This window comes from Sporosarcina jeotgali (genome assembly GCF_033304595.1).
In the GTDB taxonomy this organism is placed as follows: Bacteria; Bacillota; Bacilli; order Bacillales_A; family Planococcaceae; genus Sporosarcina; species Sporosarcina jeotgali.
The window spans coordinates 994,945-1,010,342 of record NZ_CP116341.1; the positions used below are offsets into that span (position 1 = coordinate 994,945).

A 15,398-nucleotide genomic window follows, 5' to 3' on the forward strand; every position below is an offset into this window, starting at 1 on the left:
GGGATGATCGAGTGAAGTAGAGGAGGGTTCTTGCATGATTGTGCAGAACAGAATGGCAATATGCTCAACACGTCAAATCGCAGATAATATTATCGAAATGGTACTTACAGGGAATCTTGTGAATGAAATTGCTTCACCGGGGCAGTTCGTTCATATCCGAGTTACAGATACATTTGAACCATTGCTTAGACGGCCAATTTCAATTGCCTCTTTTGATAAAGTAAAGGAACAAATGACACTTATTTTCCGCGCTGAAGGCAGGGGGACGCAATTACTTGCTGCCAAACAGATCGATGCTGAAGTGGATGTCCTTGGACCTCTTGGAAATGGCTTCTCAGCTGACAATTCTGTCAAGGGTGAAACTGCCCTTTTGATAGGAGGAGGAATTGGGGTTCCTCCTCTGTATCAGCTATCAAAAGAACTGACCGCCAAAGGAGTAAAATGTGTACATATTCTAGGATTTCAATCAGCTGCTGCTGTATTTTATGAAGAAGAGTTTGCGGCACTTGGCGAGACAAGAATCGTAACAGCAGATGGCAGTGCGGGAGAACAAGGTTTTGTCACAGATTCGCTGGCAAGAAATCCGGTAGATTTCACAACCTATTACACGTGCGGTCCAACTCCGATGCTTCATGCAGTGCAGCAAGCGTTTCATGATAAGCAAGGATTCTTATCATTTGAACAGCGCATGGGATGCGGGATTGGTGCTTGCTTCGCATGTGTATGTGAAACACAAACTGGACAAGATATGCCTTATGTTAAAGTTTGTTCAGATGGACCTGTATTTCCAGCGGGGGTGGTTGCGATATGAATCGATTAGCCGTTGAATTACCAGGTTTGTCGCTGAAAAATCCAATCATGCCTGCTTCAGGCTGTTTCGGATTTGGAAAAGAGTTTGGGAATTTGTATGATTTGTCTCAACTTGGGGCAATTATGATTAAAGCTACAACGCTTGAGACACGATTCGGCAATCCAACTCCGCGTGTAGCCGAGACGGCAGCAGGTATGTTGAACGCAATCGGACTTCAAAATCCAGGATTAGAACGCGTAATGACAGAAGAATTAACGCGTCTTGCACAACATGACGTTCCGATTATTGCGAACGTGGCGGGTTCTGAAACGGAAGATTATGTACAAGTTGCCGAAGCGATATCAAAAGCACCGAACGTGAATGCGCTGGAACTCAATATTTCATGTCCGAATGTAAAATGCGGCGGAATTGCCTTCGGAACAGATCCAAATCTTGCGGCAGAGTTGACTTCGGCTGTAAAGGAAGTATCCACTGTTCCGGTTTATGTGAAATTATCACCAAATGTATCGGACATTACTTTAATTGCAAAAGCTGTGGAAGCTGCTGGAGCAGATGGGATTACTATGATCAATACACTCGTTGGCATGCGCCTTGACCGGAAAACAGGGAAGCCGGTCATCGCAAATGGAACTGGCGGGCTTTCAGGCCCGGCGGTCAAACCCGTAGCTATTCGAATGGTGTATGAAGTAAGTAAAGCGGTCAACATTCCAATAATCGGAATGGGCGGAGTTACGGATGAAGGTGATGTGATCGACTTTTTATCAGCAGGAGCAAGCGCGGTAGCAGTCGGCACGGCAAACTTTGTGAATCCATTTGTTTGCCCTGAAATCATTCATGCTTTACCAGCATTGTTAGATGAACTAGGGCTGGAAACTATTACAGAGTTAATCGGAAGGAGTCATGCGGTATGAACACATCCCCAATCATTGCATTGGATTTCGAACATCAAGAAGCCGCATTATCCTTTTTAAAACCTTTTGAAAGCGGTACGTTTGTCAAAGTAGGGATGCAACTTTTTTACAAAGAAGGACCAGCAATTGTTTATCATCTAAAAGAACAGGGATTTGACGTGTTCCTGGATTTGAAATTACATGATATCCCGAATACCGTGAAGTCTGCGATGACGTCACTCGCGTCAGTCGGAGCTGATTTAGTGAATGTGCATGCAGCAGGGGGCTCATTCATGATGGATGCGGCACTTGAAGGCTTGGATATTGGTACTGCAGCGGGCGGAACTCGGCCATCCATTATTGCGGTCACACAGTTGACTTCAACAACAGAAGAACAGATGCAGCGCGAGCAGCTTATTCAGACTTCATTGAACGATTCAGTCTTGCATTATGCAAAACTTGCCCAAACTTCAAAGTTAGACGGTGTCGTATGCTCCGTTTTAGAAGCGGGATCTATCGCTGAAGTTTGCGGAAACGAGTTTTTGAAAGTAACACCAGGTATTCGGCTTGCAAATGAAGCCGCTCACGATCAGAAACGGATCGCGACACCTGCAGAAGCTAAAAAGATGGGCTCGACACATATTGTCGTCGGCCGCTCGATAACTGAAGCTGCAGATCCGTTAGCAGCTTATCAAGAAATTGCAAGACAGTGGAAAGGATTGGGTAAATGATGACTAAACAAGAAATCGCAAAAATTCTATTGCACGTAGGTGCTGTAACACTTAGCCCGGATGAGCCTTTCACATGGGCATCAGGCATCCAATCACCCATTTATTGTGACAACCGCCTTATCATGTCAGACCCAGGCGGCAGAAGAAGGATTGCTGAAGGAATGGCTGCTTCCATTAAAGCGAATTACCCTGAAACAACAGTCATTGCTGGGACAGCTACAGCTGGTATCCCGCATGCGGCATGGATTGCAGATATTTTAGGATTGCCGATGGTCTATGTCCGTTCAAAAGCAAAAGGTCACGGACGGAGTAAGCAGATCGAAGGGAAAGTAAAGCCGGAAGACCGGGCTGTCATCGTGGAAGATTTAATTTCTACTGGCGGTAGCAGCTTGACTGCTGCGGATGCATTAACAGAAGCTGGCGTTCAAGTGGAAGGTGTTGTCTCCATCTTTACATATGGATTGGAAAGTGCTGATCAAGCATTTGAAAAAGCTGGATTATCTTATACCAGCCTCACAGATTTCAATGCCCTCGCTGAAGTAGCAACGCGTTCCGGAGCAATCCGCGAAGAATCTGTTGCTCCTCTCCTTGACTGGCACCAAAAATTAAAATCTGGCACGTTGCAATAATTGACGGAAGCTGGCGTTTTACGCTGAGCTTCTTTTTTTATGGAACTTTTTAAAACGACAGCATTTGACAGATGTCGTTTAGTAGTAGGGAGTGGAAATATATGTAGGTTTGTGACGATTCGAAGAGATGGTTGTATCGAAAAGTTGGTTTATGAGCGTTTTTGTCGGTTTATGATCCTATTTTGGAGTTTATGAGCGCAATATGTGTTTTATGATCACAATTTGTGATTTATGAGCTTTTTCGACGATATATGATCATTATCTCGTGTTTATGAGCGAATTTCGTGATTTATGATCACACTTGCCAAACAACATAAAAACCCAGCAAGGCGGGGAGCCATGCTGGGGTAGGTTATGCTTTTAACTGCCGTACGACATCTTCATCGGGGGTGACAAAAATCGTTTTTTGTTCAAAGTAGATGACAAACCCTGGTTTTGACCCATTGGGCTTTTTTACGTGACGGACTTCTGTGAAATCGACTGGCACGGATGCTGATCCTCGTGCCTTACTGAAGTAAGCCGCGAGAGTGGCAGCTTCTTGAATCGTTTGTTCGCTCGGCTCCTCATCGTGAATGACTACGTGTGACCCCGGAATATCTTTGGTATGCAGCCAAATATGGTTGCGGGCAGCGAGCTTCGAAGTCAGCCAATCATTTTGTCGGTTATTTTTCCCGACTGAGATTTTTATACCATCTGTCGACTGATACGATTCGGGCATCGGTTTCTTAGGTTTTACTTTCTTCTTGCCTTTTCGAGCTTTCATGAGACCCAGTTCCGCAAGTTCGTCCCGGATTTCATCGATATCATCAGTAGATGCCTGCATGACTTGCTGTTTCACCATTTCAAAATACTCGATGTCTTCGCGGGCTTTTTCCAATTGACTAGCAAGTTGAATTAAGGCATTCTTCGCTTTTGTATACTTTGAAAAATAACGCTGCGCATTGTCAATCACAGATTTGCGTGGATCCAGTTGAATCGTCACAGTTGTTCCTTGCTCATAATAGTTATCAACAACGGCTTCTTTTTGCCCTTTTTCAATCGCATAACTGTTTGCTGTGAGAAGTTCACCATAAAGTTGGAACGTATCCAAGCGACCTGCGTCATTGCGTTCTTTTTCCAGCTTTTGCACTTTTAACTTCAGTTTGGAAATTTCGTTATCCAGCCAGCGCTCTAGATCAGCTGCTTGCGCTTTCACCCGTTCTCGAACTGCACGGGCAAAGTAGACTTTGTCCAGCAATTCCCCGAGGGTCGGATAAACAATCTCGGATCCTTCCGTGAACGTCAGCTCAGCTGCAGAAAATAATAACTTTCCCTCCTTTTCCACAGTGTTCGGATGAAAAGGACCTTCTGAAAAAATCTGGACGAATGACTGATAGGTCTCATATGCAGACGCTCCGGCTGAACTGGTTAATCGATACAGCAGTTCCTCCGCATGCACCGGTGAAAATCCTGAAAGCTCTTGAACAACAGCTTTAGGAGTATCAAACGATGGAAGTAATTGTTCAAACTCTTCTTGAGTAAGTGTAAATGGATTGCGTTTATCTTGCGGCGGTGCTGGGATGTAAGGTTGGCCTGGCATAATGGTACGATAGCTGTTCACACTTGGCGGCAAGTGCTTCATGCTGTCGATGATCATATCTCGTTCCGGATCGATCAGTAAAAAGTTACTGTGACGCCCCATGATTTCAAATATGATTGCACGTTCCATATCATCGCCAATTTCGTTTTTTGAACGTATCGTAAACTTTAAGATTCGGTCTGTTCCCATTTGTTCAACTGCTGTAATTGTGCCGCCTTCTAAGTGTTTTCGAAGTGTCATGCAGAACATTGGAGGTTCTTTTGGGTTCTGAATCGTTTCTTCTGTAAATTGCACGCGCGCATAGGAAGGATGAACCGAAAAAAGTAACTTTCGGTTTTGACCGCCTGCTCGGATAATGAATACGGTTTCTTGTGCGTTTGGTTGGTGAATCTTTGTGATTCTCCCATTTTCTATCGTTTGTAGTTCGCGTTTCATCGCGGTTGTGAACAACCCGTCAAATGCCATGTGAATTCCTCTTTCTTTTCGTTTCCTCCATTTTAGCACTACGCGCCAAACATATGGTATAATACGAATACAAACTTCGGATCGAACTGGATTAGGGCTGATTTGAATGGAGAGACTACATTAGAAGAGGGATTGCATGTTTAAACAACGAGGACTTTTGATTGTTCTTTCCGGCCCATCGGGAGTCGGAAAAGGAACTGTTCGGAAAGAGCTGTTTGCGTCTCCGGACACCAATTATGAATATTCGATATCGATGACGACGCGTCAGCCGAGAGAAGGCGAAGCGGATGGAGTCGATTACTTTTTCCGTCCGCGTGAAGTGTTTGAGGCACTCATTGAGGAAGGAAAACTTCTTGAGCATGCGGAGTATGTCGGAAATTATTATGGAACCCCGCTGGATTATGTAAACGAAACTCTCGATTCCGGAAGAGATGTCTTCTTGGAAATTGAAGTAGTCGGTGCTGCACAAGTGAGAGAGAAAATGCCGGACGGGCTATTCATATTCTTAGCGCCGCCAAGTCTTTCACATTTAGAGCAGCGGCTTGTAGGCCGCGGGACAGAAGTACTGGAAGTCATTGCTTCACGCGTCGCAAAAGCGCGTGACGAGTTAGAGATGATGGACTTGTATGATTATGTTGTAGAAAACGATGAAGTGACGAAAGCGTGCGATCGCATCAATGCAATCGTGACAGCTGAGCACTGCCGAAGAGAACGCGTTGAAGAACGTTATTTAGCTATGTTGGAAGGGGAATAAAACAATGTTATATCCATCTGTTGATTCACTAAAAGAGAAAATCGATTCAAAGTACACGCTTGTCTCACTTGCTGCAAAGAGAGCCCGCGAAATGCAAGAAAAGAAAGACGAGCAGCTAGTTTCCTACACATCACATAAAAATGTCGGCAAAGCACTTGAAGAAGTAGCAGCAGGCATGCTTCATAAACGCAAGACGGACGCTTCCGTTGTCTATGAGGACGAAATTTAAACGTACTTGAGTTGAATACACATATGGAAGCTCCCTTAGAAAATGTACTTTCTTTGGGAGTTTGTCATTTTCGGGGAGGATGAAGAGGTTGTTAGCCAATAAAAAAGTTTTGCTTTGTGTGACTGGCGGCATTGCCGTCTACAAAGCGGTTGCACTGGTTAGTAAATTGAGTCAATCCGGAGCGCAGGTGAAAGTGGTGATGACCCGCTCTGCGATGGAGTTTGTTCAGCCGTTATCGTTCCAAGTTATGTCTCGGAACGATGTTTATTACGATACGTTCGATGAAAAAGATTCCTCAGTTATCGCACACATCGATCTTGCAGATTGGGCAGATTTAATTATCGTTGCACCGGCTACTGCGAATTTCATCGGGAAACTGGCAAATGGCATCGCAGATGATATGGCGTCAACTCTCTTACTTGCAGCGACAGCTCCTGTTTGGATTGCGCCTGCCATGAATGTCCATATGTACGAGCACCCGGCAGTCCTTCGGAATATCGATACTCTTTATAAAGATGGAGTTCGATTCATCGAACCATCCGAGGGTTTTTTAGCATGCGGATATGTTGGCAAAGGCCGTCTAGAGGAGCCTGAACGCATTGTGGAACTAGTCGATTCGTTCTTTAATGAAACCGTAAAACTGCCGCTTGCAGGTAAAAAAGTGGTCGTGACGGCAGGTCCGACATTAGAACGAATTGATCCGGTCCGGTACATATCAAATTTCTCAAGCGGCAAGATGGGGTACGCGATGGCGCAAGCTGCGGTTGAACTCGGTGCAGAAACGATTCTCATTTCGGGACCTGTATCGCTGGCTCCACCAGCAGGAGTTGAGCTCATTCGTGTAGAAAGCGCGGCTGAGATGCTTCAAGCCGTTTTAGATTATTACTCAGCTGCGGATTATGTTGTTAAATCAGCTGCAGTTGCAGATTATCGTCCAAAGACAATTCATGAACAAAAGATGAAGAAAAAAGAAGGCGAAACATCGCTGGAATTGGAACGGACAACCGATATTTTGAAAACGTTAGGTGAAATGAAAACAACACAGCGGCTTGTCGGATTTGCGGCAGAAACGACTGATGCACTTACATATGGAAAAGGTAAGTTGGAATCGAAAAATCTGGATTGGATTATTGTGAATGATGTTACGGATCCTGCAGGCGGTTTTGGCAGTGATGAGAACGTCGTGACCCTGATTTCAAGATCCGGTATCGAGATTCTATTCCCGGCTATGGAGAAAAAGGAGCTGGCGAAGCAATTGCTCACAACGATCGTTCAAGAAGGAACAGATTCCCTATGATCGCTGAAGTGATCGTGGATGTTGCAGCGTATCCGATTGATCGTCCATTTGACTATAAAATTCCTGAACTTTTTTTAGGCTTTGTAGAACCCGGGATGCGTGTAAAAGTACCATTTGGTCCGCGTAAAGTAGCAGGCTATGTGGTTGCTTTGAAAAACGACAGCGACTTGGACGTCAGTAAGATTAAACCGTTGGAAGAGCTTATCGATTTTGAACCAATTCTCTCATCGGAACTGCTCAAACTTTCGGAATGGCTTGCTGTGGATACGCTTGCTTATCGAATAGAGGCCCTTCAAGTTATGCTTCCGGCGGCAATGCGTGCTAAGTATGAAAAGTATATACAAGTGGAGGATTCATCAGCCATCACAGATACTGAATTTATGAATATGCTGCGGGGCAGAGACCGTGTTCCATTAAAAATAGCTGATACATCAGAGCTGTTAAGGCAGCTTAAGGCCTATGTAAAAAACGGTGCAGTCCGTGTAGACACGCTTGTTAAACAACAGACAGCTGTGAAGAAAGTCCGAATGATTCATATTGCTGAGATAGAAGAATTGAATCAGCAAGTAGAGACATTAAGTAAACAAGCGGTCAAACAGCGTGAGTTGGTAAATTGGATGATTGAACATGCAGGACAAACCATTGAAGCCGGAAAGCTGATTGCTGAATCCGGCGTATCTGCCACTGTTTTGAAAACAATCATTGAAAAAGGATTTGCCCAGGAAAAAAAGACAGAAGTGTACCGGGAACCTGATGCATTGGAAATCCAGGATACAGCGATTCCAAAACAGCTTACCGCCTATCAGCAGCACGCAGTGGATGAAATACTTGAAGCATATCGATCAGGTACAGATACAACATTCCTGCTGCACGGCATTACAGGCAGCGGCAAGACTGAGGTGTACTTGCAAACGATCGAAGAAGTGCTGTCAACTGGAAAAGAAGCAATTATGCTTGTACCGGAGATTTCGCTGACGCCTCAAATGACTACGCGGTTCAAAGAGCGTTTCGGTGATCAAGTTGCAGTTATGCACAGTGCACTATCTGCAGGTGAGAAATATGATGAGTGGCGTAAAATTCATCGTAAAGAAGTGAAAGTGGTTGTTGGGGCGCGTTCTGCTATTTTTGCGCCTTTTGAAAAACTAGGAATCATTATTTTGGATGAAGAGCACGAATCTACGTATAAACAAGAAGATTCTCCCCGCTATCATGCACGGGATGTTGCGATTTGGCGTGCACAGTTCAATCATTGCCCTGTGATTCTCGGAAGTGCGACTCCCGCCCTTGAATCTTATGCGCGTGCGTCGAAAGGTGTTTATCGTCTTCTGGAATTGCCAACACGGGCAAAAGATCAGGAGCTGCCAAACGTCAACATCGTCGATATGCGAGCTGAACTGAAAGACGGCAACCGTTCTATGTTTTCTGTCCCGCTGGCGGATGCTGTCAGAGATCGATTGGATAAAGGAGAACAGACAGTTCTGTTTTTAAATAAGCGTGGTTTTTCTTCTTTTGTTTTATGCAGGGATTGCGGGACGACGATTCAATGTCCGAACTGTGATATTTCATTGACGTATCATCGGGCCACTGAGAATTTAAAATGTCACTACTGCGGACATGAAGAACGAGTGCCTCAAGTCTGCCCTGAATGCGAAAGTGAACATATTCGTTTTTTTGGAACGGGTACACAAAAAGCGGAAGAAGAGATTGCAAAACTTTTCCCGGAAGCGCGAGTGCTTCGTATGGATGTCGATACGACTCGCCAAAAAGGATCACATGCCCGTCTGCTTCAAAAGTTCAGTGAAGGCCAGGCAGATATTTTACTTGGGACGCAAATGATTGCTAAAGGACTTGATTTTCCGAATATTACACTTGTCGGTGTTTTAGCGGCAGATACAACCCTGCATCTGGCAGATTTCAGAGCCGCGGAAAAGACGTTTCAATTGCTTACTCAAGTAAGCGGCAGAGCAGGACGTCATGACTTAGAAGGAGAAGTATTTGTTCAAACGTACACACCGGAACACTATGCAATCGAACTTGCTAAAGCTCAAGTATATGAACCGTTTTATGAAATGGAGATGGGAACTCGGAAGCAATTTGGGTATCCGCCATTTTATTACATTGTCAATATTCAATTCAGCCATGAAGATTTAATGAAAGTTGTAGGATATGCTGAAAAAGCAGGACGATTTTTAGCAGACGGGTTAAGTCCGGAAAGCGTCATTATCGGTCCGACAGCGTCTGCCATTAGCCGTGTGAATAATAGATATCGCTATCAATGTTTGATAAAATACAAAAAAGAACCGAAACTGACAGAGACACTGCAGGCACTTATCCGGATTTATCGAACGGATTGGATAAAAGACGGATTACAGCTTTCTGTTGATAAATCACCTGTCGTTATTTACTGAATAGGAACCAGAAAAGAGGAATTTGTTTGACTGTACTAGAAATTGTAAAATATCCAGCTGAAATATTGGAAACGAAAACAAAAGAAGTAACGAAATTTGACCGTAATTTACACAAGCTGCTGGACGATATGATGGAAACGATGATCGCTGCAGATGGTGTAGGAATCGCTGCTCCACAAGTGGGACAGTCAATCCGCGCTGCGATTGTGGATATTGGTGAGGGAGATCCGCCTATTGAACTTATCAATCCTGTCATTACCGCAGTTGGCGGGGAAGATGTGGACTTGGAAGGCTGCCTAAGTTTCCCCGATTTGTACGGTGAAGTGAAGCGTCCATTTTTTGTACGTGTAGAAGCACAAGAACGGGATGGTTCACTCTATGAACTGGAAGCTGAAAGCTTTGAAGCACGAGCGATTATGCATGAAATCGATCATTTAGACGGCATTTTGTTCAATAAAAAAATTAGCCGGATTGTCGACGCTTCGGAATTTGAAGAATTGGACGAAGAGCTCGTTCAACTTGAAAAGGACGGTGAAGGGATTGAATAAGCTTTTATTTATGGGAACACCTGATTTTTCAGCGCCTATTTTGCGTATGCTCCACGAAGAAGGGTATGAAATTGTCGGTGTTGTGACTCAACCTGATAGACCTGTTGGCCGAAAGCGCGTCTTGACACCGCCTCCTGTGAAAGCGGAAGCATTGCGTCTGGGGCTTCCTGTTATTCAACCTGAAAAGTTAAGAGGCTCCGCTGAGTTGGAGGAGATTAAAGCGCTTGCTCCCGACTTGATTGTCACAGCGGCCTTTGGTCAGATTCTGCCAAAAGAACTGCTTGAAGTTCCTAAATTAGGGTGTATTAATGTACACGCTTCATTGCTTCCAGCCTATCGCGGCGGGGCCCCGATTCACCAGGCAATTATGGACGGCTGCACGGAAACCGGGGTAACCATTATGTACATGGCAGAAAAACTAGATGCTGGTGACATTATCTCACAAGCGACAGAACAGATTTCACCCACTGATGATACAGGCAGTATGTTTGATAAATTATCACTTACTGGAGAAAAATTGTTAAAAGAGACATTGCCTTCGATTCTGGAAGGGACAAATGCGCGAATTCCGCAAGATGAAGAAAAAGTTACATTTGCAAAAAATATCTCACGCGAGCAAGAGCGGATTGACTGGACACAAAAAGGAACGGATATTCATAACCAAGTGAGAGGCCTTACCCCTTGGCCTACAGCCTATACGACATTTGGCGGAGAGAACGTAAAAGTCTGGAAGACCGAAGTACTTCCAACAGAATCCAAAGGTGAATCGGGTGAAATCATCGAGTTGACTAAAGATCAAATTCTTGTGAAAACAGGTGATGATACAGCGATTGCAATTACAGAATTGCAGCCTTCTGGAAAAAAACGCATGACTGCAACCGTCTTTTTGAACGGATCGGGTAGCCAGTGGAAAAAAGGAGATTTCTTCCTATGACAGCAAAGAAGAAAATAATGATGCAGGGGAACGTCCGGGATGCGGCACTTTCCATTTTACTTGAAGTGAGCCGGAACCAAGCATACAGCAATCTATTATTAACCCGGACGATGAAATCCTATGCCATTAAAGAGCAGGACAAACCATTGTTAACGAATTTAACATATGGAACGTTACAGTATCGATTGACACTGGATTATTATCTAGCTCCATTCATCAAAGGGAAACTGGATGATTGGGTTCGTGAACTGCTTCGTATGTCGCTGTATCAGATTGTCTATTTAACAAAGATTCCTCCACACGCTGCTGTAAATGAAGCAGTGGAAATTGCAAAAGTTCGTGGACATAAAGGAACAACCGGATTCGTAAATGGAGTTCTTCGCTCTGTATTGCGCCAAGGGGTCCGATCTCTTGATGAAATAACTGATGGAATTACACGTTTGTCATTAGAGACAAGTCATCCTGAATGGCTGATCCGACGCTGGATTGATCAGTACGGCTTGAAAGTCACTTCGGAAATGGCGCGTGCTAATAATGAGCCGCCGATGAATACGGCACGTGTCAATATCGCGCAGACAACTGTTGAAAAAGCACTTCACCAGCTGAAGAGTGAAGGTGCAAAAGTGGAGTTAGGGAAAGTGGTGCCTGAAGCGATTTATTGTCATTCAGGAAATGTCGCAAAAACCTATACGTACACCAAAGGATGGCTGACTGTTCAAGATGAAAGCTCAATGCTTCCTGTTTATGCACTGGATGTGCAGCCGGGAATGAAGGTGCTTGATATGTGCGCAGCACCTGGCGGGAAAACGACCCAAATTGCTGAGCATTTGAACGATACAGGAGAAGTGCACGCGCATGATCTTCATGAACATAAATTGCAGCTGATCGAAGAGAATGCAGAACGTTTAGGCCTGAATTCGATTTGGACTTCCAGCGGGGATAGCCGCGAATTGGGATATACGTATAAACCGAACACGTTCGACCGGATTTTAGTGGATGCGCCATGCAGCGGTCTGGGGGTTGTCCGCAGAAAACCGGAAATTAAGTACAATAAGACGGAAGCAGATCTTGAATCGCTTACAAAAATCCAAGGAGAATTACTTGAAACGGCTTGGACGCTTGTCAAACCAGGCGGCAAAATTGTCTACAGTACATGTACAGTCGATAAGACTGAAAATGATGGAGTCGTGCTGCAATTTCTAGAACGTCATCCTGAAGCTATTAAATTAGTTCCAGAATTCTTCGAAGAAGCGGGTCTTTTAACGCCAAACGGGATGCTGCAAGTATTGCCGCAGGACTTCGGAGGCGATGGATTTTTCGCAGCAGCCTTGCAAAAACCAATAAGCAACGACTAAATAGACGTACAGGGATGGGGGAAGCGGAATGCATTTCAGTGTACGAACTGATATTGGCAGAAAACGCACATTCAATGAGGACCAAGCAGCTGTATTTGTACTTGAAAACGGTTATGCACTTGCTGTAATCGCTGACGGTATGGGTGGCCATCGAAGTGGAGATGTCGCAAGTGAAATGGCTGTACGTTTAATGGGAGAACATTTCAATGACCTGAACGCAGCAATTCCGGAAACCAAGGAAACTTGGAATGAATGGCTGGATTCGATTGTACGCAAAGTGAACCAGCTGATTTTTGAAAAAGCTCAGTCTTCTCCAGAACACGAAGGTATGGGAACAACGCTTGAAGCAGCAGTTATTGCTGAAGGAAATTGTTACATTGCCCATGTGGGGGACAGCCGGGTCTATTCGGTCAGTTCGGATACAATCACCCAGCTGACAAAGGATCATTCTTACGTAAATGCTTTGCTAGCAAGCGGGGAAATCACGGAAGCTGAGGCTGAAGTTCATCCGCAGCGTAATTGGATCATGCGTGCTGTCGGATCTGAACGCGATATTGAGCCTGAATTTTATCATGTACCCCTTAAAAAAGAAGACTATCTGTTATTGTGCACAGATGGTCTGAGCAACAAAGTCGAACCTGAAATGATGCGGGAACTCATCGTTGCGGACAATACACTCGAAGAAAAAGTGAAACAACTGATTGATCTCGCTAACGAAAGAGGCGGAGAGGACAACATTACTGCGGTGTTGCTTGCCTCTAACGACCATGGAGCTGGTGCTGTATGATTGGTAATCGAATTGGAGACCGCTATGATATCATCGGCACAATCGGTGAAGGCGGGATGTCTAAAGTTTACTTGGCACATGATGTGATTTTAGATCGGGATGTCGCGATTAAAGTCTTAAATTACGACTTTGCGAACGAAGAAGAGTTAAAACGCAGATTTCAGCGTGAAGCGCTTTCTGCAACTAGCTTAACCCACCAAAATATCGTCAATATATTTGATGTGGGTGAAGAAGATGAGCTTCATTACCTGGTGATGGAGTACGTGAAAGGTCTGACTTTAAAGCGCTTTATTTTAGAGAACGGTCCGCTTGAACCTGAGAGAGCCATTCCGATCATGCTGCAGCTAGTTGCTGCCATATCAAATGCGCATCATAACGGCATCATTCATCGTGATGTGAAGCCGCAAAATATTTTAATGGATGAAGAAGGTAACGTGAAAATTACAGACTTCGGAATTGCAATGGCGCTTACAGCGACCTCCCATACCAAAACGAATTCTGTACTGGGTACCGTCCATTATTTATCACCGGAACAAGCAAGAGGCGGGATGGCAACTAAGAAATCAGACGTCTATTCGTTGGGGATTGTCTTTTACGAGTTACTGACGGGCAAGCTGCCATTTTCAGCCGAATCAGCTGTAGCGATTGCTCTTAAGCATTTACAGGAAGAGACGCCTTCTGTGCGAGCGGATTTCCCAATGATCCCTCAAAGTGTTGAAAATATTATTTTGAAAGCCACGACAAAGGATGCCAGGCATCGGTATGTTTCAGCAGATGAAATGTATGACGATTTGCTGACAGCACTCGATCCAGCACGAGTCAATGAACCTAAGTTTGCAATTCCTTTTGATGAAGATGAAACACGTGCGCTTCCAGTCATTAAAGATGCTCCAAGTTTACTGGACACTGAACAAACGATGAAGATTGAACCCGTTCGATTAAAGGCAGAGCCTGTGAAATCAGAACCGGTTCCTCAGAAGAACAAACGTAAAAAATGGCCGATTTTTGCAAGCATTGCGATAGTAATCGCTGCTGCAATTGCAATACTGTATCTCACAGGTATGTTTGACCGGCAAGTGACTGTCCCTGACGTACTAGGAAAAGATGAAGCAGATGCAATCGCACTCCTTGAAGAAAAGGGATTTGTTGTAGATGGCAAACTCGAACAGCCTTCTGAGGAATATGAAAAAGGGGAAGTTTTCCGAACGATTCCTGAAGCAGACAAACAGCGTGACAAAGGAAGTTCGGTCAAGTTATATATCAGTACAGGTAAAGAGACGATGACGTTCATTGATTATACAGGCAGGGACTACGAGGCTACTCAAGAACGGTTAGATCCTTTTAAATTCAAGTCTATCAAATCAGAAGATGAATTCGATGATCAACCTAAAGGAACCATCCTAAGACAAGATCCAGATCCCGATTCAGAAGTCGTTCCCAGTGAAACGGATGTTGTATTCACTGTTAGTAAAGGACCGGAAACGAAAACGCTGGAAAGCTTGATTGGATTTACGGATGATCAGTTAAATGCTTACGCACGTTCGTCGGGCTTCAATATAAGGGTGGCTAAAAAGAGTAACTCGGATTCCATTCCTGAAGGCCAGGTTATGAAACAGGAACCGGATGCAGGTCAGTCGCTCCCAATTGGAACAACGGTAAATGTAACAGTTTCAAAAGGGCCAGCTCAAAAGCCGGTAAAACTTTACGTAAAGCGTATCAAGATCCCTTACGAAGCATTAGAAGATGACGGTTCGTCAGAGGATGGGGATGAAGAGAGACCCCCTCAAACGGTTCGCATTTATATTCAAGACCGCGAACATTCAATGACCGATCCAATTGAGGAATTTGACATAACTGAAGATACTGAGAAACAAATTACAGTCGAGTTGGAAGAAGGTCAGCGAGGCGGATATAAAATCCTCCGCGGTACAACAGTTATCGAAGAAAAGACGTTTAACTACAAAGACATTCAATAAGGATG

General features: G+C 44.5%; 14 protein-coding genes. 13 read left to right on the forward strand and 1 reads right to left on the reverse strand.

Annotation, left to right across the window (positions count from 1 at the left end; translation table 11 throughout):
• Nucleotides 1-34 precede the first annotated feature (34 nt).
• The 4 genes from PGH26_RS04620 to pyrE are packed head-to-tail and all read left to right on the forward strand — an operon-like array spanning nt 35 to nt 3,061.
• Nucleotides 35-811, forward strand: coding sequence for a dihydroorotate dehydrogenase electron transfer subunit (locus PGH26_RS04620; protein ID WP_323692845.1), 777 nt, complete (start codon nt 35-37; stop codon nt 809-811).
• Nucleotides 808-1,722 (forward strand): dihydroorotate dehydrogenase, encoded by a 915-nt coding sequence (locus PGH26_RS04625; protein ID WP_323692846.1) that lies wholly within the window; start codon nt 808-810, stop codon nt 1,720-1,722. Before PGH26_RS04620 ends, PGH26_RS04625 begins: the two co-directional genes overlap by 4 nt.
• On the forward strand, nt 1,719-2,432 hold the full coding sequence (pyrF, locus tag PGH26_RS04630; RefSeq protein WP_323692847.1) for an orotidine-5'-phosphate decarboxylase: 714 nt from the start codon (nt 1,719-1,721) through the stop codon (nt 2,430-2,432). Before PGH26_RS04625 ends, pyrF begins: the two co-directional genes overlap by 4 nt.
• A complete protein-coding gene (gene pyrE, locus PGH26_RS04635; RefSeq protein WP_323692848.1) occupies nt 2,429-3,061 on the forward strand; it encodes an orotate phosphoribosyltransferase in 633 nt (210 codons plus the stop codon). The genes pyrF and pyrE overlap by 4 nt, the downstream gene beginning before the upstream one ends.
• A 352-nt stretch (nt 3,062-3,413) precedes the next feature.
• Here the strand turns inward: pyrE and PGH26_RS04640 are convergent, their stop codons facing one another.
• Nucleotides 3,414-5,105, reverse strand: coding sequence for an Rqc2 family fibronectin-binding protein (locus PGH26_RS04640; RefSeq protein WP_323692849.1), 1,692 nt, complete (start codon nt 5,103-5,105; stop codon nt 3,414-3,416).
• A 136-nt stretch (nt 5,106-5,241) separates the two neighbouring features.
• On the opposite strand from PGH26_RS04640, the gene gmk reads away from it, so the two are divergent.
• From gmk to pknB, 9 genes are all read left to right on the forward strand, one after another.
• A complete protein-coding gene (gene gmk, locus PGH26_RS04645; RefSeq protein WP_323692850.1) occupies nt 5,242-5,859 on the forward strand; it encodes a guanylate kinase in 618 nt (205 codons plus the stop codon).
• A gap of 4 nt (nt 5,860-5,863) precedes the next feature.
• Nucleotides 5,864-6,088, forward strand: a complete 225-nt coding sequence (gene rpoZ, locus PGH26_RS04650; protein WP_025785112.1) for a DNA-directed RNA polymerase subunit omega — start codon at nt 5,864-5,866, stop codon at nt 6,086-6,088.
• An 88-nt stretch (nt 6,089-6,176) separates the two neighbouring features.
• Nucleotides 6,177-7,385 carry a bifunctional phosphopantothenoylcysteine decarboxylase/phosphopantothenate--cysteine ligase CoaBC gene (gene coaBC / locus PGH26_RS04655; protein WP_323692851.1) on the forward strand — a complete coding sequence of 403 codons (1,209 nt, stop codon included), beginning with the start codon at nt 6,177-6,179 and terminating at the stop codon, nt 7,383-7,385.
• Nucleotides 7,382-9,793 (forward strand): primosomal protein N', encoded by a 2,412-nt coding sequence (gene priA / locus PGH26_RS04660; RefSeq protein WP_323692852.1) that lies wholly within the window; start codon nt 7,382-7,384, stop codon nt 9,791-9,793. Before coaBC ends, priA begins: the two co-directional genes overlap by 4 nt.
• 26 nt (nt 9,794-9,819) lie before the next feature.
• Nucleotides 9,820-10,341: a peptide deformylase gene (gene def, locus PGH26_RS04665; RefSeq protein WP_323692853.1), complete on the forward strand. Its 522-nt coding sequence runs from the start codon at nt 9,820-9,822 to the stop codon at nt 10,339-10,341.
• Entirely contained in the window at nt 10,334-11,275 is a 942-nt protein-coding gene (gene fmt, locus PGH26_RS04670) for a methionyl-tRNA formyltransferase (RefSeq protein WP_323692854.1), read from the forward strand. The genes def and fmt overlap by 8 nt, the downstream gene beginning before the upstream one ends.
• A complete protein-coding gene (rsmB, locus tag PGH26_RS04675; protein WP_323692855.1) occupies nt 11,272-12,630 on the forward strand; it encodes a 16S rRNA (cytosine(967)-C(5))-methyltransferase RsmB in 1,359 nt (452 codons plus the stop codon). Before fmt ends, rsmB begins: the two co-directional genes overlap by 4 nt.
• A 28-nt stretch (nt 12,631-12,658) precedes the next feature.
• On the forward strand, nt 12,659-13,417 hold the full coding sequence (locus PGH26_RS04680) for a Stp1/IreP family PP2C-type Ser/Thr phosphatase (protein ID WP_323692856.1): 759 nt from the start codon (nt 12,659-12,661) through the stop codon (nt 13,415-13,417).
• A complete protein-coding gene (gene pknB / locus PGH26_RS04685; RefSeq protein ID WP_323692857.1) occupies nt 13,414-15,393 on the forward strand; it encodes a Stk1 family PASTA domain-containing Ser/Thr kinase in 1,980 nt (659 codons plus the stop codon). The genes PGH26_RS04680 and pknB overlap by 4 nt, the downstream gene beginning before the upstream one ends.
• Nucleotides 15,394-15,398: the final 5 nt, after the last annotated feature.